Annotated in this window: 17 protein-coding genes and 3 tRNA genes; 14 read left to right on the top strand and 6 right to left on the bottom strand. The window is 43.3% G+C overall.

Annotated elements, in window-relative coordinates:
- Positions 1 to 46: 46 nt before the first annotated feature.
- Positions 47 to 799: a C40 family peptidase gene (locus OO016_RS09995; RefSeq protein WP_266013177.1), complete on the bottom strand. Its 753-nt coding sequence runs from the start codon at positions 797 to 799 to the stop codon at positions 47 to 49.
- 21 nt (positions 800 to 820) lie between these two features.
- Positions 821 to 1,996 carry an acetyl-CoA C-acyltransferase gene (locus OO016_RS09990; RefSeq protein WP_266013175.1) on the bottom strand — a complete coding sequence of 392 codons (1,176 nt, stop codon included), beginning with the start codon at positions 1,994 to 1,996 and terminating at the stop codon, positions 821 to 823.
- Positions 1,997 to 2,110: 114 nt separating this feature from the next.
- On the opposite strand from OO016_RS09990, the gene OO016_RS09985 reads away from it, so the two are divergent.
- The 4 genes from OO016_RS09985 (at position 2,111) to OO016_RS09970 (ending at position 6,391) form a co-directional block, all read left to right on the top strand.
- Positions 2,111 to 4,159, top strand: a complete 2,049-nt coding sequence (locus OO016_RS09985) for an HD family phosphohydrolase (protein ID WP_266013173.1) — start codon at positions 2,111 to 2,113, stop codon at positions 4,157 to 4,159.
- A gap of 130 nt (positions 4,160 to 4,289) precedes the next feature.
- Positions 4,290 to 4,373: transfer RNA gene (locus OO016_RS09980), tRNA-Ser, on the top strand.
- A gap of 236 nt (positions 4,374 to 4,609) precedes the next feature.
- Positions 4,610 to 4,684: transfer RNA gene (locus OO016_RS09975), tRNA-Pro, on the top strand.
- A gap of 462 nt (positions 4,685 to 5,146) precedes the next feature.
- On the top strand, positions 5,147 to 6,391 hold the full coding sequence (locus tag OO016_RS09970) for a cation:proton antiporter (RefSeq protein ID WP_266013171.1): 1,245 nt from the start codon (positions 5,147 to 5,149) through the stop codon (positions 6,389 to 6,391).
- Positions 6,392 to 6,519: 128 nt separating this feature from the next.
- Here OO016_RS09970 and OO016_RS09965 read toward each other — a convergent pair whose 3' ends face one another.
- The 3 genes from OO016_RS09965 to OO016_RS09955 form a co-directional block, all read right to left on the bottom strand.
- Positions 6,520 to 6,798, bottom strand: coding sequence for a heavy-metal-associated domain-containing protein (locus tag OO016_RS09965; RefSeq protein ID WP_266013169.1), 279 nt, complete (start codon positions 6,796 to 6,798; stop codon positions 6,520 to 6,522).
- 60 nt (positions 6,799 to 6,858) lie between these two features.
- Positions 6,859 to 7,308, bottom strand: a complete 450-nt coding sequence (locus tag OO016_RS09960; protein WP_266013167.1) for a hypothetical protein — start codon at positions 7,306 to 7,308, stop codon at positions 6,859 to 6,861.
- A 166-nt stretch (positions 7,309 to 7,474) separates the two neighbouring features.
- A complete protein-coding gene (locus OO016_RS09955) occupies positions 7,475 to 7,774 on the bottom strand; it encodes a hypothetical protein (RefSeq protein WP_266013165.1) in 300 nt (99 codons plus the stop codon).
- 195 nt (positions 7,775 to 7,969) lie between these two features.
- Between OO016_RS09955 and OO016_RS09950 the strand changes: the two genes are divergently transcribed.
- Both OO016_RS09950 and OO016_RS09945 read left to right on the top strand, forming a co-directional pair.
- On the top strand, positions 7,970 to 8,998 hold the full coding sequence (locus OO016_RS09950; protein WP_266013163.1) for a zinc-dependent alcohol dehydrogenase family protein: 1,029 nt from the start codon (positions 7,970 to 7,972) through the stop codon (positions 8,996 to 8,998).
- Positions 8,999 to 9,149: 151 nt separating this feature from the next.
- Positions 9,150 to 9,836 (top strand): hypothetical protein, encoded by a 687-nt coding sequence (locus tag OO016_RS09945; protein ID WP_266013161.1) that lies wholly within the window; start codon positions 9,150 to 9,152, stop codon positions 9,834 to 9,836.
- Positions 9,837 to 9,993: 157 nt separating this feature from the next.
- Here the strand turns inward: OO016_RS09945 and OO016_RS09940 are convergent, their stop codons facing one another.
- Positions 9,994 to 10,131 (bottom strand): hypothetical protein, encoded by a 138-nt coding sequence (locus OO016_RS09940; protein ID WP_266013159.1) that lies wholly within the window; start codon positions 10,129 to 10,131, stop codon positions 9,994 to 9,996.
- 75 nt (positions 10,132 to 10,206) lie between these two features.
- Here OO016_RS09940 and OO016_RS09935 point away from each other — a divergent pair, with 75 nt between their 5' ends.
- The 8 genes from OO016_RS09935 to xylA all read left to right on the top strand — a co-directional run bounded on the left by OO016_RS09935 (position 10,207) and on the right by xylA (position 21,199).
- Positions 10,207 to 12,279: a tetratricopeptide repeat protein gene (locus OO016_RS09935; protein WP_266013157.1), complete on the top strand. Its 2,073-nt coding sequence runs from the start codon at positions 10,207 to 10,209 to the stop codon at positions 12,277 to 12,279.
- Positions 12,280 to 12,313: 34 nt separating this feature from the next.
- Positions 12,314 to 13,699, top strand: a complete 1,386-nt coding sequence (locus OO016_RS09930) for a caspase family protein (protein WP_266013155.1) — start codon at positions 12,314 to 12,316, stop codon at positions 13,697 to 13,699.
- A gap of 112 nt (positions 13,700 to 13,811) precedes the next feature.
- Positions 13,812 to 14,714 carry a toll/interleukin-1 receptor domain-containing protein gene (locus OO016_RS09925; RefSeq protein WP_266013153.1) on the top strand — a complete coding sequence of 301 codons (903 nt, stop codon included), beginning with the start codon at positions 13,812 to 13,814 and terminating at the stop codon, positions 14,712 to 14,714.
- Positions 14,715 to 14,726: 12 nt separating this feature from the next.
- Positions 14,727 to 15,359 (top strand): hypothetical protein, encoded by a 633-nt coding sequence (locus OO016_RS09920; RefSeq protein ID WP_266013151.1) that lies wholly within the window; start codon positions 14,727 to 14,729, stop codon positions 15,357 to 15,359.
- A gap of 198 nt (positions 15,360 to 15,557) precedes the next feature.
- Positions 15,558 to 15,631: transfer RNA gene (locus OO016_RS09915), tRNA-Arg, on the top strand.
- 546 nt (positions 15,632 to 16,177) lie between these two features.
- Positions 16,178 to 18,358 (top strand): glycoside hydrolase family 3 C-terminal domain-containing protein, encoded by a 2,181-nt coding sequence (locus OO016_RS09910; RefSeq protein ID WP_266013149.1) that lies wholly within the window; start codon positions 16,178 to 16,180, stop codon positions 18,356 to 18,358.
- A gap of 9 nt (positions 18,359 to 18,367) precedes the next feature.
- Positions 18,368 to 19,882: a xylulokinase gene (locus OO016_RS09905; protein WP_266013147.1), complete on the top strand. Its 1,515-nt coding sequence runs from the start codon at positions 18,368 to 18,370 to the stop codon at positions 19,880 to 19,882.
- A 9-nt stretch (positions 19,883 to 19,891) separates the two neighbouring features.
- Positions 19,892 to 21,199 carry a xylose isomerase gene (gene xylA / locus OO016_RS09900; protein WP_266013145.1) on the top strand — a complete coding sequence of 436 codons (1,308 nt, stop codon included), beginning with the start codon at positions 19,892 to 19,894 and terminating at the stop codon, positions 21,197 to 21,199.
- Positions 21,200 to 21,355: the final 156 nt, after the last annotated feature.

The raw sequence follows: 21,355 nt of genomic DNA, 5'->3' as shown, positions 1-21,355 counted from the left end.
TTTCTCAATAAGGTAAAAAGCCCTGACTATTATCGTCGGGGTTTTTTTATATGATCTTCTTTATTACCCGAAGCTGATGGGTATAATTGCGTTTTTCCCTATTGAAAATACCTGTATGGTCCAGACGGTCTATCCGTACCTTCCCATCTACATGAATAATGTAATTGTCGGGCATTATAATCCCAACATGATTTATATTTCCGTCCCTGTCGTCAAAAAAGGCCAGGTCTCCCGCTTCGCTCTCTTCAATAAAACTTAGCGGCTCCCCCTGAGCGGCTTGCTCCTCCGCAGACCGCATGAGCTGCACACCATTAATCCTGTATACCATCAAGGTAAATCCAGAATTGTCAATACCAAAAGGGCTTTTTCCTCCGTCCTGTTCAGGGGCGTTCAGATATAACAGTGCAGTGGAAATGAGGTTGTCCTTGTCTACCGCAGCTTTAGATGCCGATCCTTCAAAATCGTGAGACATAATAGCTGCATTACTAATATTGGAACCTAGCAAAATCGGGATCAATATCCCTTGTCCTGTTTTAACAAAGGAAACCAGGTCCAGCGCATGATTTGAATTTTTCACCTCCGACAGGGCCTCATAATCCGCGTCGCCCAGTGCTATAAACTGGTCGTTTTTGATATAGCCTTCGGACTTCTCTTCTGATATGCGGATCTTACTCCAGTGCCTGCGTGATTCCAGGATCTTAAAGGAATCTCCGTAAAGCAGTTGCGTGATCATCCTACTGCTATCATCTGCAGTAGATCTCACAGCAATAAGACTTAGCGGACAGATTCCATAAGGCATAAGCTCGGTTTCTGGGGAGTATTAGTTGCTTTGAAGTACCATTGCTGATGCACCACCTCCGCCATTACATATGGCAGCAGCTCCTGTCCGTGCATTTTGCTGTTTTAGCACATGGATAAGTGTAACCAGTATACGGGCTCCTGAGCACCCAAGCGGGTGCCCCAGAGAGACTGCGCCACCATTGACATTAACCTTGCTATCATCCAGTCCCAAAAGCTTGATATTGGCCAGTCCAACCACTGAAAATGCTTCGTTGAATTCGAAAAAATCTACATCCTCAATGCCTATTCCTGCTTTTTCCAGGGCCTTGGGAAGCGCTTTGGCTGGTGCGGTGGTAAACCATTTGGGTTCCTGGGCAGCATCGGCATAGCTTTTTATGGTAGCCAGAGGGGTTAATCCCAGTGAACTTGCTTTTTCGGCACTCATTAAAACCAGTGCAGCGGCACCGTCGTTAATGGTGGATGCATTGGCCGCTGTAACCGTACCGTCTTTGGTAAAGGCTGGTCTCAGGGCCGGGATCTTCTCCATTTTTACATTCCTGTATTCTTCATCTTCAATAATTACAAGAGGCTCTCCCCGGCGTTGAGGTACTTCTACCGGAATTACTTCTTCGGAAAATCTACCGGCCTTCCAGGCTGCGGCAGAGCGCTCATACGACTGTATGGCAAAGGTGTCCTGATCTTCCCGGCTGAAATTATATTCGGTAGCACAGGCATCGGCGCAGACTCCCATCGCATTCTGATCATAGGCGTCTACCAGTCCATCCTTTTGCATGCCATCCATCAGGGTGGCCGGACCAAATTTCTGTCCGTTTCTCATGTGGATGTAATGCGGGATAAGGCTCATATTTTCCATACCTCCGGCGACTACAATATCGTTATCCCCCAGGGCAATTGACTGGGCTGCCATCATTACCGATTTCATCCCCGATGCGCATACTTTGTTCACAGTAGTGCACGGAACGGTATCCGGGATCCCAGCCAGGATTGCAGCCTGTCTTGCAGGGGCCTGACCAGAACCGGCCTGAACTACCTGCCCCATTAAAACCTCATCTACCTGATCCGGGTTAACACCTGCTTTTTCAAGTGCTGCTTTAATAGCAGTTGCCCCTAAATTCGGGGCTGGTACAGTGGATAAGGAGCCCAGGAAACTACCAATTGGAGTCCTTACGGCGGAAATAATAACAACCTCTTTCATATGTTCGATTTTGCTAATGCGAAATTAAGAAATTAATGAGCATTTGCGCATTACATGGCGCGGAAAGAAAGATTCCTTTTATATTTTCTATTTTTGAATGCAATATTGTACCACATGGCCAATTCGATGGATAAAGTATACAGGAGTCAGTCCCTGATTTATAAGTACTTTCTGTATTTCCTGACCATAGGATGTATTGTCTTTTTCTTTCCCAAAGGCGGTAAGTTCAAATATGAATTCCAGAAAGGCAAACCCTGGCAATACGAAAACCTTTATGCGCCATTTGATTTTTCCATCAGGAAATCGGACAGTGAGATAGAAGGAGAAAAAGAACTGATCAGGAAGAATCAGGTTAGTTATTACACTTACGATGAACAAGTAGCCCAAGCATCTGAAGAGGCCTATGACGCTGCATTTGCAGAAGTATTTACACGCGGAGAATACAGTGATAGTCAATTGCGGGTATATAACCGAATAGGTCGTGAAGCACTTCAGGAGATTAACAGTGCTGGTATCTGGCCAGAGCTGGAGGGTGCGGATAAAGGAAGGGATATCTACCTGGTTCGGGATAATGAGGCCGTTTCGGTAAAGACAGACGAGCTGATTAGCGCGGTCGATCTTGATCAACTGATTGGGGATAAAATAAGAAATAAGGGTCTCGGCAGGCTTGGGAATGATTTCAAAAAAGTCCTGTTGCCCATACTTAAGCCCAATATTCGCTATGATGCTGAACTCAGCGCAAGGGAGCTGGAAAATGAACTGGCCAAAGTTTCGCTTACGCTTGGAAATATAAATGAAGGTGAACTCATAGTGGCCAAAGGGGAGGTGGTAGAAGCTGAGAATCTTACCATACTCAATTCGCTGAAATCAGAATATGAATCTGAATTATGGGCCGAAAGTAATTACTATTTTATCCTAGCTGGTTATACTATTCTGGTAGCACTTGTTTTAATGATGCTGTTCCTGTTTATCAAGCGCTACCGTCCTGAAGTATTCCGGAACAATGTAAAGGTCACTTTTATCTTCTTCAACATATTGTTAATGGTGTTCATTACCACCTTTGTTGTGAAGTATAATGATACCTATGTGTTTGTGGTGCCATTGTGTATCCTGCCATTGATATTGAAGACCTTTTTTGATGCACGTCTCGGTTTATTTGTGCATGTGCTCACAGTCCTTATTCTGGGATTTGTGGTTCCCAATAGCTTCGAATATATCTTTTTGCAGATCATAGCCGGGATTGTAACCATTTTAACTGTGTCTGAGTTATATAAAAGGGCCAACTTGTTTATCTCGGTCGGACAAATTACCCTGATCTACATTGTGGGTTACTTTGCCTTCAATGTGATCCAGGAAGGCAATTTGGATAACATTATCTGGTTAACCTTCGGATTTTTCCTTCTCAATGGTATGATTACCCTTTTTGCCCAGCCCCTGATCTATATTTATGAAAAGATATTTGGAATGGTCTCCGATGTCTCACTGCTGGAATTGTCGGATACCAATTCGCGCTTGCTGAAGGAGCTGGCCAACAAAGCACCGGGCACCTTCCATCATTCGCTTCAGGTAGCCAATCTCGCGGAGGCAGCGGCCAATGAAATAGGGGCTAATGCCATGCTGGTAAGGGTAGGGGCCCTGTATCATGACGTTGGAAAGATGAACAGGCCAACCTATTTCACTGAGAACCAGGTGACCAATATAAACCCACATGACGACCTTGTTCCCACAGAAAGTGCCAGGATCATAATCAATCATGTTATCGAAGGGATTGAGATAGCCAGGAAGAACAATTTACCAGATCGGGTGATTGATTTCATAAGGACACATCATGGAACCAACCTGGTGTATTATTTCTACCGTAAGCAACAGGAACTGGAGGATGAGGTTGATGAGGAGCTGTTCCGTTATCCGGGCCCCATTCCGTTTTCCAGGGAGACAGCCATACTCATGATGGCCGATTCCGTGGAAGCGGCATCAAAAAGCCTCAAAAACCCCACATACAAGATAATCGATGAGTTTGTAGACCGCATTGTCGGTGTGCAGATGAATGCGGATCAATTCGTAAATGCCAACATAACATTCAAGGAAATTGAAATGGTAAAAAAGGTACTTAAGCATAAGCTGACCAATATTTACCACCTGCGGGTTGAGTATCCGGAATAAACTTCAATAACCGGATATGGCATTCAAAAAATTGAGAAAAAAAGTTGCGTTCCTTCAAACGAAAAATTACCTTTGCACCCGCTCAGTACGTAAGTAAGTTGAGCAAACGATCATAAATAATTTGATCCTGGGAGAGGTGCCGGAGTGGTAACGGAGCAGATTGCTAATCTGTCGACGCGTAAGTGTCGCCTGGGTTCGAGTCCCAGTCTCTCCGCCTTCGCCCTCCATAGCGTTAGCGTTGGAGGGCATTTATTAAAACTTGGAGGGCTACGGCGGTTTTATCCGCCTAACTTTGACAAGTATAAAAATAACAGCGCAAGCTGTATCGGGGTGTAGCCCCGCTGTAGTTCTGAAGAACTCATGCGGGATAGACTCCACCCGGTTCCCGGTCTACCAATTTAAAAGGTAAGGGAATTTGGAAGAAATTTTAGATAACAGCTTTGGCTGTATCGGGGTGTAGCGTAGCCCGGTTATCGCGCCTGCTTTGGGAGCAGGAGGTCGCAGGTTCGAATCCTGCCACCCCGACCGTAAAAGCCAGACAAGAAATTGTCTGGCTTTTTTCATTTCCATGCTTCAAAAGTTTACTTTTTTAAGCTAAGGAAATGAAAACACCACAAACGCTAAGCGTTTGGATTTTATGAGCAACACCCTACAATAGGATCACCGATCCCGATAACCATTGGGAGAGGTAATCCTGCCACCCCGACTTCGCCCTCCATAGCTCGAGGAATCCCGAGAGCGATGGAGGGCTTTTTATTTTCTTTATTTTCCTTAAAAGCCTTTGTTCTGAGGGCTTCGTCGTGCTGGTCCAACGTAACCGTTATTTTTTGCATCTGTGCAGTCCACGCTTTGCGTTTGGCTTTTATGAGCATCATATCCGATCTAACTTAGGCAAAATTCATTTTAATAAATATTCCTGTTAACAATCTGGAAATAATTTCTATTTTGACAAATCAATATAATTGTCTGCCATAGCTTTAAAACGTAATGGAATATTTCATCATAACAAGCGTTCTGGTTTTTCTCTCTGCGGCCTTTGGCTATATTAACCTTCGTGTATTCAAATTGCCTAATACCATTGGGTTAACACTGATTACCATACTCTTTACCCTGGGTGTATTTGCCTTAAGTTATGTTGATGATACGCTGTTTAGGGCAGAGCGCTTTATCATTTCAAAAATTGACTTTAAGGTAGTGTTGCTCGATATCATGTTGAGCTTTCTCTTGTTTGCCGGTGCCCTGCACACTGATTTGAAGAAATTAAGGGAACAACGTTGGCCTGTTTTGGTTTTTGCCACTTTTGGTGTTTTGGTTTCTACTTTTTTGATTGGCATTGCCATGTTTTATGTATTATCGGCTTTGGGGCTTCACGTAAGACTGATTTACTGCCTCCTCTTTGGGGCCCTTATTTCACCTACGGATCCCATTGCGGTCCTGGGAATTCTTAAAAAAGCAGGAGCACCAAAAAAATTGGAAATAAAGATTGTTGGCGAGTCCCTATTCAATGATGGAGTGGGTGTTGTTATCTTTCTGACCATTTTTGGTTTGGCCAGTGGAAGCGGAACCGGGTTTTCTCTTTCCGCTATTTTAGAATTATTTGCGGTTGAAGTTTTTGGAGGATTGCTATTGGGATTCATTCTTGGCTGGCTGACCTATTTCTTCATGAAAAAAATTGATGATTACAATATAGAAGTGATTATTACCCTGGCAACGGTAATGACCGGAACCGTTATAGCAACACACCTTCACGTATCAGCACCACTGGCCATGGTGGTATCCGGACTAATGATAGGAGCTAATAAAACACGGGAGCAAGCCATGTCTGAACTGACTGAGGAATACGTTGATAAATTTTGGGAATTGATAGACATACTTCTCAATACTATCTTGTTTGTTTTGATCGGCATGGAAATATTGGTCCTGGAATTCAACACAACCTATATCTATGCCGGACTTATTGCAATTCCTATTGTTCTGGCATGTCGCTTTATTTCCTTGCTGGCTCCGGTGAAAATCTTTCAAAAACGACTGGATTTTGTTCCCAACACAACATTACTGATGACCTGGGGAGGCCTCAGGGGGGCAATTTCAATAGCCCTGGCACTGAGCCTGACAGAATCAACGGAAAGAGATCTTTTTTTAGTGGTAACTTATGTGATAGTCATATTTTCAATACTGGTGCAGGGGCTTACCGTTGAGAAACTGATAACAAAGCTTAAATTAAAACCATAGTAACGGGAGTACTTCATACTTATGAGACACAAGGATAAACGTATGGCTTTGCGCATAGGAATGGAGACTATACAGCAAGGTCATTAAACCTGTATACAATCAATGCTTCTATAAGTTTGTAATACCCTTTATTTAGGCTCCTGAGACTGCCAGGTGAAAATACCTTTAGGAATCACATGAAAGCCTGTAAGCTTTACGGCATTTTCGATATCGCTGATCGCCACGAGTTTGCGTGTATGAACGATAAATTCCCTTGGAAATACCTCTTTTACGATCAAAACATCATGTACTCCTTCAACAGCCATTACAACGCGCTTAATTCGCTTTAAATCCTTTTCTTCAGATGCATTGGTTGTGAAAATCTTTCCGGAATCCCCGGGAATAATATGATCTGATAATAGACTCATTTTAATTAAATTATAAGTTGTCTTACTGAACTTTTTTGCATTGTTATTTGCTACAAGGCTTTAAACCTCTTCTTTATCCCATAGTTCCTCCTCTTCCACAACATAGTTGGTAACCGAGAAGGTTTCCTTTCGCTGTTTCCTTACCTTTTTGACAAATACCATGATGTCATCTTCCAGCAGTTCATGTTCCACTCTGAATGCATGTGAGTCATACTTAAAAGGATCATCAATCAGTTCTGCCAGATGGTGCAGGTGTTTTTCCACTCTTTTCATTAAATCTTCACATTCATGATGCATTTCGATAAGACTTAGTTCTATCTCCCGAACCAAATCAATATCCTCTTTTTTAGAGAGCCACATGAAATATTTACCAATAATGTGACGCAGAAAATCAAGGTCCTCGGCGTAAAAGGTAAGATCCGCAAGCCAATGTTCTGTTAATACATAAAGTTCCTGCCAGTCGGCTTCATTAATGTACTGGTCCTTGGGTCGATATCTGAAATCTTTCATAGCTTAAGGCATTTATAGATTATATATAAAGCTAGGCCGAATCAGATTCTATTGAAATGATTTTGGTCATTATAAGTCTAGGATTTCCTTGCTGAAGTTTATCAGCATAATCATGAAGGATAAACCTATTTTCCTAAGCGGATTAAATGTATTTCCGACAGCCTTTCTATTTAAAAGGGCCATCCATGAGTCCCTGCAGGTAGTGTAGATGCCTTTTCACACGATCCTGCAGCACCTGGGACTCCTCATCCATTTCGATCAGGCTCAATTTTATTTTTCGAACTAATTCAGTATCCCCCTTTTTGGACAACTTCAGAAAGTAATTTCCAATAATTTGATGTAGATACTGCAGGTCTTCTGCGTAAAAGGAAAGATCCGAACGCCATTGTTCTGTCAATGCGTTAAGTTCCTGCCATTCAGCTTCATTAATGTTTTGATTTTTAGGCCTGTATATGAAATCCATCATAGCTTAAAGCATTTATAGATTATGTATAAAGCTAGCCCGGATTAGCTTTTTATAAAATGATTTTGATCAGTAGACGAATATAATTTCAGGGCTGGATAGAAATGAATTACTGATTATTCCTTATCTGATTTCTGAATGATTTAAGTCATTGTCAATCAGTCTGCCAACGGGTACTTTTAGGACAAAATTTGAACTATGAGAGCAATGATGCTCTATCAGTTGACCTCCTTAAAGGAGAACAAAAATCCACTCCAGTTGGCAGATATACCTGTCCCCAATCCTGGCCCTGGCGAAGTGCTGATCAGGGTAGCTGCCTGTGGGGTCTGCCATACGGAACTGGATGAGATTGAGGGAAGAACGCCCCCCAAAAAACTACCAGTGGTATTGGGGCATCAGGCTGTTGGTACCGTTGTAAAACTAGGAAGAGGCGTTAAATCATTGAAGCTGGAAACACGGGTAGGGGTAGCATGGATATACTCTGCATGTGGCAACTGCAAATTTTGTACATCCGGAAATGAAAACCTTTGCGATGAATTCAGGGCAACAGGAAGGGATGTTAACGGTGGATACGCCGAATATATGGTAGCTCCTGAAAAATATGTACACCTAATTCCTGAATTTTTCAGCGACGCCGAAGCTGCCCCGTTACTATGTGCGGGAGCCATTGGATATCGATCCATAAAACTAAGCCAATTAAAAGACGGACAATGTTTAGGCCTTACGGGGTTTGGTGCCTCGGCCCATCTGGTGTTGAAAATGGTCAGGTTCCTGTTTCCCAACACGTCAGTCTATGTTTTTGCGAGAAATCCGGAAGAAAGGAAATTTGCAGTGGAATTAGGCGCTGCATGGGCCGGGGATACATCGGATAAACCTCCCGTGAAACTCGATTGCATTATAGATACCACCCCCGCATGGAAGCCGGTAGTTGAGGCACTGTGTAATCTTGAAAAAGGAGGTCGACTGATCATCAATGCTATTCGAAAGGAAAATACAGACAAGGATTATCTGATTAAATTATCTTATCCGGATCACCTTTGGCTGGAGAAAGAGGTAAAATCCGTGGCAAATGTGACCAGCAGGGATGTTTCTGAATTTCTTGCACTGGCCGCCGCCGCCCGTATACGACCTAAGGTGAAGGAATATCCTCTGGAAGCCGCCAATTCGGCTTTGATCGATTTAAAAAATAAGCAAATACGTGGCGCCAAAGTATTGGTTATCAGTTAAGACTGAACAGGCAGTGTAACAATAGTTACATTCCTAGCCTTTTATTAGTCCTATTTTGCTGCGTTTTATTTCTGGTAGTTATTCCAGCTTTTTTTGGAAAAATTTCCTGACACAAACCTTCAAATTAAATACCAAAGACTAAAGTTAGATCATGATTAAAAATTTTGAAACAAGATTAACCGGTTGGTTTTTTATTGCGGCTGCAGCTCTTTTATGGGTTGGCTGGGCCTTGTCTCCGCATCATATCGGGGAGTACATTAAAAGTGAGGATTTCACAGAGATTGGTAAAGATGTATGGTACTGGATCTGGATGTTCAGGATCCATATTTTTGGATGGGTTGCATTGGCCGTTGCCCTTTTTGCCTTTTTGACAGTGACTGCCAAAAGGCCCTTTGGAGTGCTGTTGTCGCCCGGGGCAGGAATGGTCATTGCTGGAAGCCTAATCCTGGCTATAGGAAGTGCATACTATTACAACTTCGGTGCATGGGGTGTTGGAAAAACCATGGGAAAATCTCCTGAAGAAATCCAGGAATTCATGGACGGCCTCCTCTTCACCAATCAATATGTTACCTGTTTTTTCAGGTTCGGGCGTGTATTTTCCGGAGTGGGCCTTGTATTGCTGGGTAGCGGACTTGTTAAATGGAGTATTGTAAAGTCCTGGCTAGGCTGGTTTACTATAGTTCTGGGATTTGCCGCTATGGGAATTGTAATGCTCATCCCGGAGCACTGGGAGATCTACAAGCCCCTTTTCCATGTTAAAGTGATCTGGGCACTGGCAATGGGTATTATGTTGCTCATGAACGGAGTTAATCTTAGCAAGGCATCGGTTTCCGAGTAGGTATCCATGAAAAGCAAATAAACTTAGGAGAAGATATATAACAATCCTATAGAATAAAAAACCGGGCCAATTGGTCCGGTTTTTAGTTTTTTTAAGAAACAATTTTGCTATTCAAAGTCGGTTCTCTTTAGATCATTTGGTTGGAAGTCTGTGCTTTTTACTTAGGATCTACTTTAACTCCATCCTTGGAGGAGGCACGAGGATCTACTTTAACTCCATCCTTGGAGGAGGCACGCGGATCTACTTTAACTCCATCTTTGGAGGATGCTTTATTCTTGTGTTCTTCGTTTGACATAACTTGTGTTTAAAAGGTTAATTCTATCTATATTAGTCAAAATATCTAACTTATCCAAAATAACCAGCCCAAGTTATGAATCTGAAGGAATTCTTTCAAGAGTGCAGGGAGAAGGATGTATTTAAAAACCTGTCCATCTATATCGTCTCCAGCTGGGTGTTTCTTCAGGTATTTGCGCTGATTTCAGAACCACTGGGATTTCCTAAAATTTCCCTTACCTATCTCCTGCTGATTCTGATTATAGGTTTTCCCATTTACGTATATTTTATCTGGCGTTACCGCATCAAAGAAGAACATATAGAAGAAAGTGATGCGGCAACAGAGGCACTGGGGAAAAACCTGGCCTCTTCCAAATCTGGGATTGAAATTGATCCCGAAAAGGAGGCCCTTACGCTATCGGCAGGCATAGACAGGAAGTTTCGCAAGATGTATTTCATAGGCCTGTCCGTGATTGTCCTGCTTTCGGCCTTGTCTACCCTTTTCATTGTAAGGAACAACCTTTTGCCGGATAAAACCCCGTATTTGAATAGCCTTCTAGAGGCAAAATCCACGGATAAGATTGCCATATTAAAGTTTGACAACAATACCGGAGACGAGCAATACGATATGGTAGGCAAGATTGCCGTGGACTGGATCATGCACGGAATTACTCAATATAAGGTGGGGGAGGTGATCTCCCCCAAATTAGTTGAGGACTATTCCAATATACTGAAAGCTTCTATTATCCCATCTGGGGAAAATGGGATCCTTACCGAATACCTGAAACCCTCCAAGGTAATTATCGGGGATTATTACCTCAATAAGGGAAATCTGCTGATCCAAGCCTCACTGACGGATTCTAACATGGATCAGACCCTGATGACCTTTGCACCGGTGGAATGCAACCCGGAATCGCCCCTGGATTGTATTGAATCACTGAAACAACGTGTGCTGGGATACCTGATCACAGACAAGGATAAAAAGAACAATTTGCAGGAACGACCACCTACCTATAAAGCATATAAGAGTCTTCTTTTAGCCAAGGAAAAAGGACGGGCAGGGGAATCAGAAGAAGAATTGCGCTTATTGAACCAGGCTATTGAGGAGGATAGTACTTATTTCGAACCTAAAGTATTACGGGTTGCATATTACTACAATGATAGTGACTTCGTAATCGCCGACTCTCTATTGAGTGTACTCTCCAAAGAATCGACTAATAACAGCAGGCAATTGGACTTGCTCAACTTTTATGAGGCCATGCTGGAGGGAAACAACCGCAATACTTTTTTCTACCTGCAAAAGGAATACAATCTATCTCCCAGGGATCCGGAAACCAATTACAGTATGATGACCCTGGCACAGCAATTTGTAAACATGCCGCAGGCTGTGGACACCATTTATGAAAAGATGCAAATGGATGACATTGACCTGGACAAATGTAGGTGGTGTGAATTTCGATATTACCTGAAGGGCCTGGCCGATCTGGAGTTGGGAAGACCAGAGGAGGTTGTGAATCTTGTGGCCCCTTTCTCAAAAACCGGAGGAAACCTATTTCTGAAAAAGATTCTGATAAAGGCATATGTGATGTTGGGAAAGAAACAGGAGGTGGACGATCTGGTGGCTAATTTTAAGCTGGTTGCGAAAAAAGATGATTGGGGTGATTTAACGTTTTACACAGCTAAAGAATTCCTTCTGGTCAAAGATGAGGAGGAAGCAGAACGTTATTTCCTGAGAATAATGCAAACCTTTATTCCGGACGATATAAAAACCGAATACGAGAAGGAGCTGATGGCGGAGAGCTATTTTTTTGCCCGGCAGTATCCCCAGGCAGAAAAAGCACTAAAGGCTTTGTTGGAAGGGCGCACTGATGATATAAAACACCAGACTTACCTGGCTATAACCTATGCGCTGACGGGCAGAGAAGCTCAGGCAACAGAAGTGATGAAACGTATTGAGGCCTCCAGAGCGCCTTTTCAATACGGGATAGTAGATTATTCCTTCGCCCAGTATTATGGTGCCCTTGGAAACCAGGATCAGGCCTTAAACTATCTTCTGAAGGCAGCAGCTGCGGGTAGAAGGTACCTGCCTGATAATTACCAGTATGATATCTTCTTACAAGATTATAAAGAGCAGCCAAAATTTAAAAAGGTTATGCAATTCTGGCATTAAAAAGTTCAACCAACCAAAAACATTCCTAAATATTATGCTTGTACATAAGAACCAGTTTGCCCTGATCATTGGAGTGGGGGACGACCTTCCCTATACCATTGACGACGCCATTAAACTGCGTGACACCTTGATTGATCCTGGTTTGGTGGGTTATCCAAAAGAGAATGTTATTCTCCGTACAGGGAAGGAGGCCGACCGAGCTGGCATTTTAGGGGCCTTTGACGAGCTCAGGGAAAAAACGGACCAGGATTCATCCATCCTTTTTTACTACTCAGGCCACGGGGGGAAATATACCAGCCAGCATAAGTTTTATCTCCAACCCTATGGGATGACCGCGGAAAATTACGCCACAACCTGGGTAAAAGCTGAAGAATTGAGGGATAAGATCAATGCCCTGGATTCCAAAAACCTGGTGATGTTCCTGGATTGCTGCCATGCAGAAGGGATGTTGCAAAGTGGCCTTGAGGATTTTTACGGCCTTGCCCAGAAACTCAATGACGAAGGCGGGGTGTGGGTGGTAGCTTCCTGCCAGGACAATCAGAAATCCTGGCGGCTGCCGGGAGACGAAAACAGCCTTTTTACGGAATGCCTCCTGGAAGTGTTATCCGGAAAACATACTTCCCCTTTTATGGACCCCAAAATAACTATCACGGATGTAGTGGAATATATCTTTGAAGAAGTTCCTCGCAGGGCTATCAGGGTATTAAACCCCAAAACTGAGGAACCTATACAACAACAACCCTTTGCCAAGTTCCAGATGTCCGAAAATGTAGTGCTCAGCCATTTCCCTAAAAATATTGATACCCATGAAGCTATTGTAGCTGACCTGGAGCGGAAAGCAGATAAGATAGATGAGCGCAGTTTTATCAAATTGCTGCAATCCATGGAGATCATTGGGCGGAGGGACCATGCTATTGAACTTTTGGAGAAGCACGAGCGCGCCCATAACGATGCCGATTTGCTCAATGCACTTGGGGATCTGTACAAGGGCCGTTATCTGGAAACCAATTATGAGGCAGATGGTCAGCACGCATTGAAATGTCACCAGGAGGCATTGGAACTGGCCCTGGCCGATGAAGATGGTGAACAGGTATTTCTTAATGCCATCAACCTGGCATTTTTATACCTGATGCTGGACCTGAACAAAAAACAAATGCGGGATTACGCAAAACAGGCCCATGATGCGGCAAAGGATTATTTCTACCCCAGTCCGGACAAGTTTGGGACCATGGGAGAGGCCTGCATTTATTTGTACCGACTTGATGAAGCTAAAGAACACTATGCCAAAGTAGGCGGGGAGGGGGGCATCCGGGCCCGGATGAAAATATACCAGGATGCACATAAGGTTTATACAACTTTATATAATGACAATCCCGAGGATCCATTCCTGAAATTCCTGGAAACTACCCTTTTGGGCTGATTCTCTGGAAAAAGAAAACTTGTCTGCCGAAATCAAAATCAGAGGGCAGATGGGCATTAATAAAGAAAATTTTGTACATTTTCACGTACTAACAACCAAAAACAATTAACCAATGTCTTCCGGTTCTATATTTATCGTTCATTCCGATAAGGATTTGAATGTTGCGTTGGAAATTGCACAGATGCTTAAAAAGGCTGGCGCAGAAGTTTGGATAGAAAGCTTAAATCTCAAAAACATCGATCCTGATCAAGATGAAGTTGAACTCGTTGAAAAAGCGATTTTGTCTTCTGGTTTGGTAGCCATCGTGGCTTCCAAAAATGCACTTTCCGATGATTGGGTAAAAGATCAGAAAGGTCTTGCCAAGGATAATGGAAAAAGCCTGTTCGTTGTAAAAGCAGGCCCTTGTGATTTATCCAAGAAATTACGCTGGAGAAGCATTCCAATGGTCGATTTCCAAAGTGATAAAAATGCGGCAATCGCCGCCCTTCTAGATGCAGCAGGGGTAGCCCCCGTGGAAGTTAAACAGGAGACTCCGGAGTTGGAGACCACTCCTGCGGAGCCAGCATCAAAACAAAGCATTGAAGTTGCTGAAGAAGTTAAAGAGGATAAGCAGAGCAGTTCGGAGGAAGCTGCATTGCTGGCTGATCTCAAGGATGATTTTGAATTTTACAAGTTCAAACTCAAGCAACAGATAAAGAATTCCAGATTCAATAAAATTTTAGGGGTTTCCATAGGCGCGGTCCTGGTAGCCGTGGCCATTTTCATCCCGGAATTTGTTGAAGCCATAGAAGGGATGCAGGATAAGATCCAATGGGCTGGTGGATTTGTCGGTGGCGGATTGCCAACCACCTTCAGTGGATTAAACCTGAATTCGGAAAAAGTAAACAAAGAAAGACTTCGGGGCGTACAAACATTTGAACGGAGACTGAACAGAATGGAAAGAGGTCAGATCAGCTTCACTAAAAATGACATTTTTGCCCTGGAAGATGAGTTCCAAATTTATATAGACGCTTAACCAACAACAGTTATGAGTAAAATCAAAGAAAGAATTGAAGAAATTGAAAGGATTACCAGGAAGAGTCGAAGAATCAATAATACCCTTTGGGTACTGGTTGCCATATTTGTACTGGCTTCGATAGGACTTGGTTTTTATGCTTCAGCAAAAGCGGAAGAAGCGAATGATGCCAAAATACTATTGAATGATGCCAATGAGCAGTTAGTTGAAAGTGAAAAGGAGTTACAGCGGAAACTGGATTCCATGGTTCGGGTAAGTGTGGGTGATCTTTGGCAAGGGGCCAAAACTATAAATACTCTAAAAGGATATTCCTCTTATAAAGCACAGAACCCCAATGATTCTATCCATGGTGAAGATTTGATTCGTGCGGTAAATAATCTCCTTAACAAGAGCGGATACGTGCAATTGATAGAAACCAACGGAAACAAGTTGTTCGAGAAGGTAGACCTTGCATTGGACGGTGATTTCGTAAAATTCAATACGGATATTAACGTGCGAAATGGAGCTATAGGCATAGATGATTGCGGGTCTTCAAACCCTACCAAAACAGGAGTATTGGTTAATGGGAAGACCGTCCGGATAAAGAATAGATGCGAGGCCTCGGGAAGTGAGTCTGTCTGGGCTCTAATTGAATATGCCCAATAGCTTTGTCGTATTTTTATTATACTATCTATAAGCCCTGTTTTTGAACAGGGCTTTTGATTTAGTTAAATTCTGACAGCATTATTTCCGAACTATAAGCAACATCTGTATATTTGCCCCGCCGAAAGAAAGTTTACAAGGTCGCGGGGCTTCCTTCTTCGTTTCACTCCGAAGGACAGGCAGCTTCGCAACGCAACACAAGGTCGCGTAGCTCAGCTGGATAGAGCATCTGCCTTCTAAGCAGACGGTCACAGGTTCGAATCCTGTCGCGATCACTTAAAGCACATACCCCGCAACGAAGGTTGCGGGGTATTTTTTTTCCCGGAGAAAGGCAAAGCTTGCTTTAACCTTTCGAAGGGGAATAAAATACTGCAAAGCCGTCAGGCATTGCAGGGTATGTATTTTCAGGCGGGATTGCAAAGGATCACGTAAGTAATCCTTGATTCATTAGTATTTCGAGAGGATATAAAATACTGCAAAGCCGTCAGGCATTGCAGGGTATGTATTTTCAGGCGGGATTGCAAAGGATCATGTGGATAATCCTGTGCCGCACTTAGGCACAAAACTGGGCCTTTAAGGGGGAAAAACCCAAATACAACAGAAGCATATAACCCACCTGGTTCGCAAGTGAGGATATCAAAGACGATTGAAAATCACATTCCATTAAGGGTTTTAAATGGGTGTATTTCAGAGTAATTGGTTCCGAAGGCTTGCTCTATTTTGTTATCTTAGAGAACCTTATTATGCTTTACCGAGACCTTACCTTAACTGGCCTCCCGCAATGGCAGAGCATGAGCTGTAAATAATCAAAATAGTAGGTAATGAACAACCAATTGATAATGTTGATTTTAACCGTTATTGGGTGCTCTTCCTTACAGGCACAACCCAAATATCTCGACCCGGAAGTAGATTTGGACACCCGGGTTGATGATTTGATCAGTCGGCTCACGCTTGAGGAAAAAGTTGACCAGATGCTGATGAATACTTCAGGCATTCCCCGACTGGACATCCCTCCCTATGATTATTGGAACGAAGCCCTGCATGGGGTTGGCCGATCCGGAAAGGCAACCGTATTTCCCCAGGCGATAGGACTGGCCGCTACATTCGACAAAGATTTGGTTTATCGGGTAGCTTCGGCCATTTCTGATGAAGCCCGGGCCATGTATAATGCTGCTCAGGAGGCAGAGAATTACAACAGGTATACAGGCCTCACTTTCTGGACTCCCAATTTAAATATATTCAGGGACCCCCGTTGGGGAAGAGGCCAGGAAACCTATGGGGAAGATCCCTATCTGACCAGTTTGCTCGGCGTTTCATTTGTGAGGGGATTACAGGGGGATCATCCCCGGTACCTCAAAACGGCCGCATGCGCAAAGCATTATGCGGTGCATAGCGGGCCTGAAAAGTTAAGGCATGAGTTTAATGCCGTGGTAAGCCAAAAAGATTTGTATGAGACCTATCTCCCTGCATTTGAATCCCTGGTGAATGCAGGTGTGGAATCCGTTATGTGCGCCTATAACCGCACCAATGATGAACCCTGTTGTGCCAGTAATTATCTGCTCTCGGAAATTTTGTTTGACAAATGGGGATTTAAAGGTCACGTGGTTAGCGATTGCTGGGCCCTTACCGATTTCTTTTCAGATATTGGTCATGGCACCGTATCAAATTCAATAGAAGCTGCTGTATTAGCCCTGGAAAACGGTGTTAATCTCAACTGTGGAGTTACTTATAAGGCCCTGGCAGAAGCTGTTAAGATAGGGTTGACAAATGAATCACTTATAGATGAAAGGCTTAGGCCACTGCTTAAAACAAGATTTAAACTGGGTATGTTCGATCCCGGGGAGAAAAATCCATACAACACCATTCCCTATGAGGTAGTGGATAGCAAGGAACACCGGGAGCTGGCTAATGAGGCCGCAAGCAGGTCCATTGTCATGCTTAAAAACAACGGCGTACTTCCTTTAAAAGATAATCTCAAAAGGTTCTATGTTGTGGGCCCCAATGCAGCTTCTATTGACGCACTTCTGGGGAATTATTTTGGCGTAAACCCGAACATGGTCACCTTCCTGGAAGGAATCACCGCCGGGGTTTCTGGTAGCAGCCAGGTGCAGTACAGCCCGGGAACAACTTTGGATAGAAAGAATATCAATCCGGTCGACTGGTCAACCGGAGAAGCGGCCGAGGCAGATGTTACCATCGTAGCCATGGGGCTGACCCGCCACATCGAAGGTGAAGAAGGAGAATCTATTTCATCCCCTTATTTTGGTGATCGTATAGACTATAACATTCCTGAAAACCAGTTGGAATACCTGAGGAAAATCAGAGGGGATCACGGCAAACCTGTAATAGCTGTGATCACCGGCGGCTGCCCCATGAATCTTACTGAAGTCCACGAACTGGCAGACGCCGTACTAATGACCTGGTATCCCGGTGAAGAAGGAGGTCATGCCCTTTCTGATGTTTTGTTTGGAAAAGTATCCCCGTCAGGACGATTACCCATCACTTTTCCAAAATCACTTGATCAGTTACCTCCATATGAGGATTATAATTTGAAAGGCAGGACCTATCGCTATATGACCGCAGAACCCATGTATCCATTCGGATATGGATTGAGTTACACTTCTTTTGCTTACCGTGATATTAGCCTGTCATCCTCAATAATCAAAAAAGGCCAGGAGGTGGAGATTAGGTGTACGGTTAAAAATGTTGGCCAATATGAAGGCAGGGAAATCGTGCAATTATATGTTACCGATAACAAAAGCAGTGTTAGTGCACCCCTGTTTTCTTTGAAGGGGATTCGGTCTTTATCGCTGAAACCCGGTGAAGGCAGGGAAATAGTTTTCAAAATTATTCCGGAAATGCTTGAACTAATCAATGAAGAAGGCGAACCTATACTTGAAAAAGGTGATTTTACCCTGACGATCTCCGGCAGCCTGCCTACCCAAAGAGCTTTAACCCTTGGTGCCTCCGCTCCGGTAAAAACAACCTTAACCCTTAAATAAAGTTTGGCCTTGCATGAGGACATATCACCAGCGTTAAGCAATTATTATATTGGCTATGATATAGGCAGTTCTTCTGTTAAGGTCTCATTAGTGCACGCAGAATCCGGTGAGAGCATCATAACCATTCATGAGCCCGAAAATGAAATGGATATTTCATCTCCTGAAGCGGGATGGGCAGAGCAGGGACCTGAGGAATGGTGGACAAATCTGTGTCTGGCTACCCGAAGGGTAATACAGGAATCCGGGATTAATGCAGATCAAATTACAGGAATCGGAATTGCCTATCAAATGCATGGCCTTGTAATTGTAGACAGGGAGGGAACTCCCCTGAGAAAATCAATTATCTGGTGTGATAGCAGGGCAGTTGAAATCGGTGAGCAGGCTTTTTATGAAATCGGTGAAGAGCAATGTAGAACACATCTGCTTAATTCTCCAGGTAATTTTACGGTTTCGAAGTTGAAATGGGTCATGGAAAATGAGCCTGATATCTATAAACGTACCTATAAGTTTATGCTTCCTGGAGATTATATAGCCTTTAAGCTAACAGGTAAAATTAACACAACAATAAATGGTTTATCCGAGGCCATCCTATGGGATTTCAGGAAAAACAAGGTTGCTGACTGGTTATTTGACTATTTGGAATTGGATAAATCCTTAATCCCTGATATAGTGGAAAATTTCACAAATCAGGGAAAAACGCATAAGCAGGCATCTCAGGAAACCGGACTTCCAAAAGGCATCCCAGTGGTTTACAGAGCCGGTGATCAGCCAAACAATGCATTGTCATTAAATATTCTAAAGCCAGGAGAGGTAGCTGTTTCAGGAGGAACATCTGGTGTTATCTATGCTGTCACAGATCTTCCTGAGTCAAAAGAAATATCACGTATAAACAGCTTTGTACATGTGAATTATTCCCGACAGCACACCAATATTGGAAAGTTGCTGTGCATCAATGGTTGTGGAATTATGTACCGCTGGTTAAAGAGCAATTTGGGAGTGCGGTCTTATGGGGAGATGAATGAGCTGGCTTCCCAGGTTTCCATAGGCTCGGACGGTCTTATAATCATCCCATTTGGAAACGGTTCAGAACGCATGTTAGATAACCGGGATGTAAATGCCCATTTCCTTAATTTGGACCTTAATCGGCATACCCGCTCGCATTTATGCCGAGCTGCATTGGAGGGAATTGCTTTTTCATTTGTATACGGTATGGAAATATTAAAAAATGACAATACCCCAATTGAAGTGATTCGGGCCGGAAACGACAATCTGTTCAGATCGGAAATATTCTCCAGCACTATAGCCACGCTCATAGATTATAAGATTAAAATTTATAATACTACGGGCTCCATAGGCGCAGCCAGGGCTGGCTTTATAAAGGAAAGGGATTTTGAAAAAATGGAGGAGTTAGTAATGCAGAACGATTATGTTAAGTCCTATGATCCTGTTAAAGAAAGAAAACCCTACCTCAATGCTTACAAGCGCTGGGAGGAAGCGTTAGCAATGATTCTCAATAATAAATAAGATTCTGATATGGAATATTTTAAGGATATTGATCAAATTCAATTCGAAGGAAAAGAATCCGATAATCCTTTGGCATTTAAATATTATGACCCGGAACGGGTAGTGGCGGGCAAAACCCTGAGGGACCACTTCAAGTTTGCTGTGGCTTACTGGCATACCTTCTGCGGTCAGGGGTCTGATCCCTTTGGGCCAGGGACTCAAAAGTACAGATGGGACCAGTCCTCAGATCCTATCCAGGCTGCAAAAGACAAAGCCGATGCGGCTTTTGAGTTTCTTTCCAAGATAGGATTTGATTACTACTGTTTCCACGATTACGATTTAGTGCAGGAGGCACCTACATTCGCGGAGTCCGAAAAAAGGCTTGCCACAATTGTGGATTATGTCAAAGAAAAACAAGGGGCCCATAAAAAGAAGTTATTATGGGGAACCGCCAATTGCTTTTCCAATCCCCGGTATATGAATGGCGCAGCCACCAACCCTGAATTCAATGTAGTTGCCAGGGCAGGGGCGCAAATAAAATTAGCCCTGGATGCAACCATTGCCCTAGGGGGTGAAAACTATGTGTTCTGGGGAGGGCGTGAAGGTTATATGTCTTTGCTAAACACGGATATGAAGCGCGAATTAGACCATATGGCGCAGCTTTTGTCCATGGCGAGAGACTATGCCAGGGCTCAGGGTTTTAAAGGCACATTCTTTATCGAGCCCAAACCAATGGAACCGATGAAACACCAGTACGATTTTGATGCTGCAACCGCAATAGGATTCTTAAAAGAATACGGCCTGGATGCAGATTTCAAGTTGAATATTGAGGTGAACCATGCCACGCTGGCACAACACACTTTTCAGCATGAATTAGAGGTTTCGGCAAGCCACGGCATGCTTGGAAGTATTGATGCGAATCGGGGAGATTACCAGAATGGATGGGATACAGATCAATTTCCGAATAACATCCAGGAAACAACAGAAGCTATGCTGGTCTTCCTTAAAGCCGGAGGATTGCAGGGCGGTGGCGTTAACTTTGATGCAAAGCTCAGAAGAAATTCAACAGATCCGGAAGACATATTCTTAGCTCATATCGGCGGTGCGGATACCTTTGCTCGTGCCTTAATTACGGCGGACAGAATAATTTCTTCTTCACCCTATAAAAACTTGAGAAGGGATAGGTATTCTTCTTTTGATTCTGGTAAAGGAAAGGAATTTGAAGAAGGGAGACTGGATTTGAAGGCGCTTTACGAAATAGCTAAGGAAACTGGAGAGTTATCACTTACAAGCGGGAAGCAGGAATTGTTTGAAAACATTATTAATCAGTACATATAGCCCTTGGAACTTAAGAATATATCCAAACAAGTTTTTCAGGATGTATTTTAAGCCTTTTTTTCACATTTTTCCTAAAAAATACCTTCAAAAAATATAAAAATGAACCCAAGGTTCCATATTTTTGGGTTATTCTAAATTTTTTAACCAAAAACCAAC

This window comes from Lentiprolixibacter aurantiacus (assembly GCF_026241225.1).
In the GTDB taxonomy this organism is placed as follows: Bacteria; Bacteroidota; Bacteroidia; order Flavobacteriales; family Flavobacteriaceae; genus Lentiprolixibacter; species Lentiprolixibacter aurantiacus.
The sequence above is the reverse complement of the archived record's forward strand: the minus strand, read 5'-3'. Positions and strand labels throughout refer to the sequence as shown.

What these genes read in the sequence shown, in the direction of transcription:
- OO016_RS09965 (WP_266013169.1), bottom strand. Translation starts at nt 6,798, where the DNA reads ATGAGTCTATTATCAGATCATATTATTCCCGGGGATTCCGGAAAGATT.
- OO016_RS09960 (WP_266013167.1), bottom strand. Translation starts at nt 7,308, where the DNA reads ATGAAAGATTTCAGATATCGACCCAAGGACCAGTACATTAATGAAGCC.
- OO016_RS09935 (WP_266013157.1), top strand. Translation starts at nt 10,207, where the DNA reads ATGAATCTGAAGGAATTCTTTCAAGAGTGCAGGGAGAAGGATGTATTT.
- OO016_RS09920 (WP_266013151.1), top strand. Translation starts at nt 14,727, where the DNA reads ATGAGTAAAATCAAAGAAAGAATTGAAGAAATTGAAAGGATTACCAGG.
- OO016_RS09985 (WP_266013173.1), top strand. Translation starts at nt 2,111, where the DNA reads ATGGCCAATTCGATGGATAAAGTATACAGGAGTCAGTCCCTGATTTAT.
- OO016_RS09950 (WP_266013163.1), top strand. Translation starts at nt 7,970, where the DNA reads ATGAGAGCAATGATGCTCTATCAGTTGACCTCCTTAAAGGAGAACAAA.
- OO016_RS09955 (WP_266013165.1), bottom strand. Translation starts at nt 7,774, where the DNA reads ATGATGGATTTCATATACAGGCCTAAAAATCAAAACATTAATGAAGCT.
- OO016_RS09940 (WP_266013159.1), bottom strand. Translation starts at nt 10,131, where the DNA reads ATGTCAAACGAAGAACACAAGAATAAAGCATCCTCCAAAGATGGAGTT.
- OO016_RS09930 (WP_266013155.1), top strand. Translation starts at nt 12,314, where the DNA reads ATGCTTGTACATAAGAACCAGTTTGCCCTGATCATTGGAGTGGGGGAC.
- OO016_RS09910 (WP_266013149.1), top strand. Translation starts at nt 16,178, where the DNA reads ATGAACAACCAATTGATAATGTTGATTTTAACCGTTATTGGGTGCTCT.
- OO016_RS09945 (WP_266013161.1), top strand. Translation starts at nt 9,150, where the DNA reads ATGATTAAAAATTTTGAAACAAGATTAACCGGTTGGTTTTTTATTGCG.
- OO016_RS09990 (WP_266013175.1), bottom strand. Translation starts at nt 1,996, where the DNA reads ATGAAAGAGGTTGTTATTATTTCCGCCGTAAGGACTCCAATTGGTAGT.
- OO016_RS09995 (WP_266013177.1), bottom strand. Translation starts at nt 799, where the DNA reads ATGCCTTATGGAATCTGTCCGCTAAGTCTTATTGCTGTGAGATCTACT.
- OO016_RS09970 (WP_266013171.1), top strand. Translation starts at nt 5,147, where the DNA reads ATGGAATATTTCATCATAACAAGCGTTCTGGTTTTTCTCTCTGCGGCC.
- xylA (WP_266013145.1), top strand. Translation starts at nt 19,892, where the DNA reads ATGGAATATTTTAAGGATATTGATCAAATTCAATTCGAAGGAAAAGAA.
- OO016_RS09925 (WP_266013153.1), top strand. Translation starts at nt 13,812, where the DNA reads ATGTCTTCCGGTTCTATATTTATCGTTCATTCCGATAAGGATTTGAAT.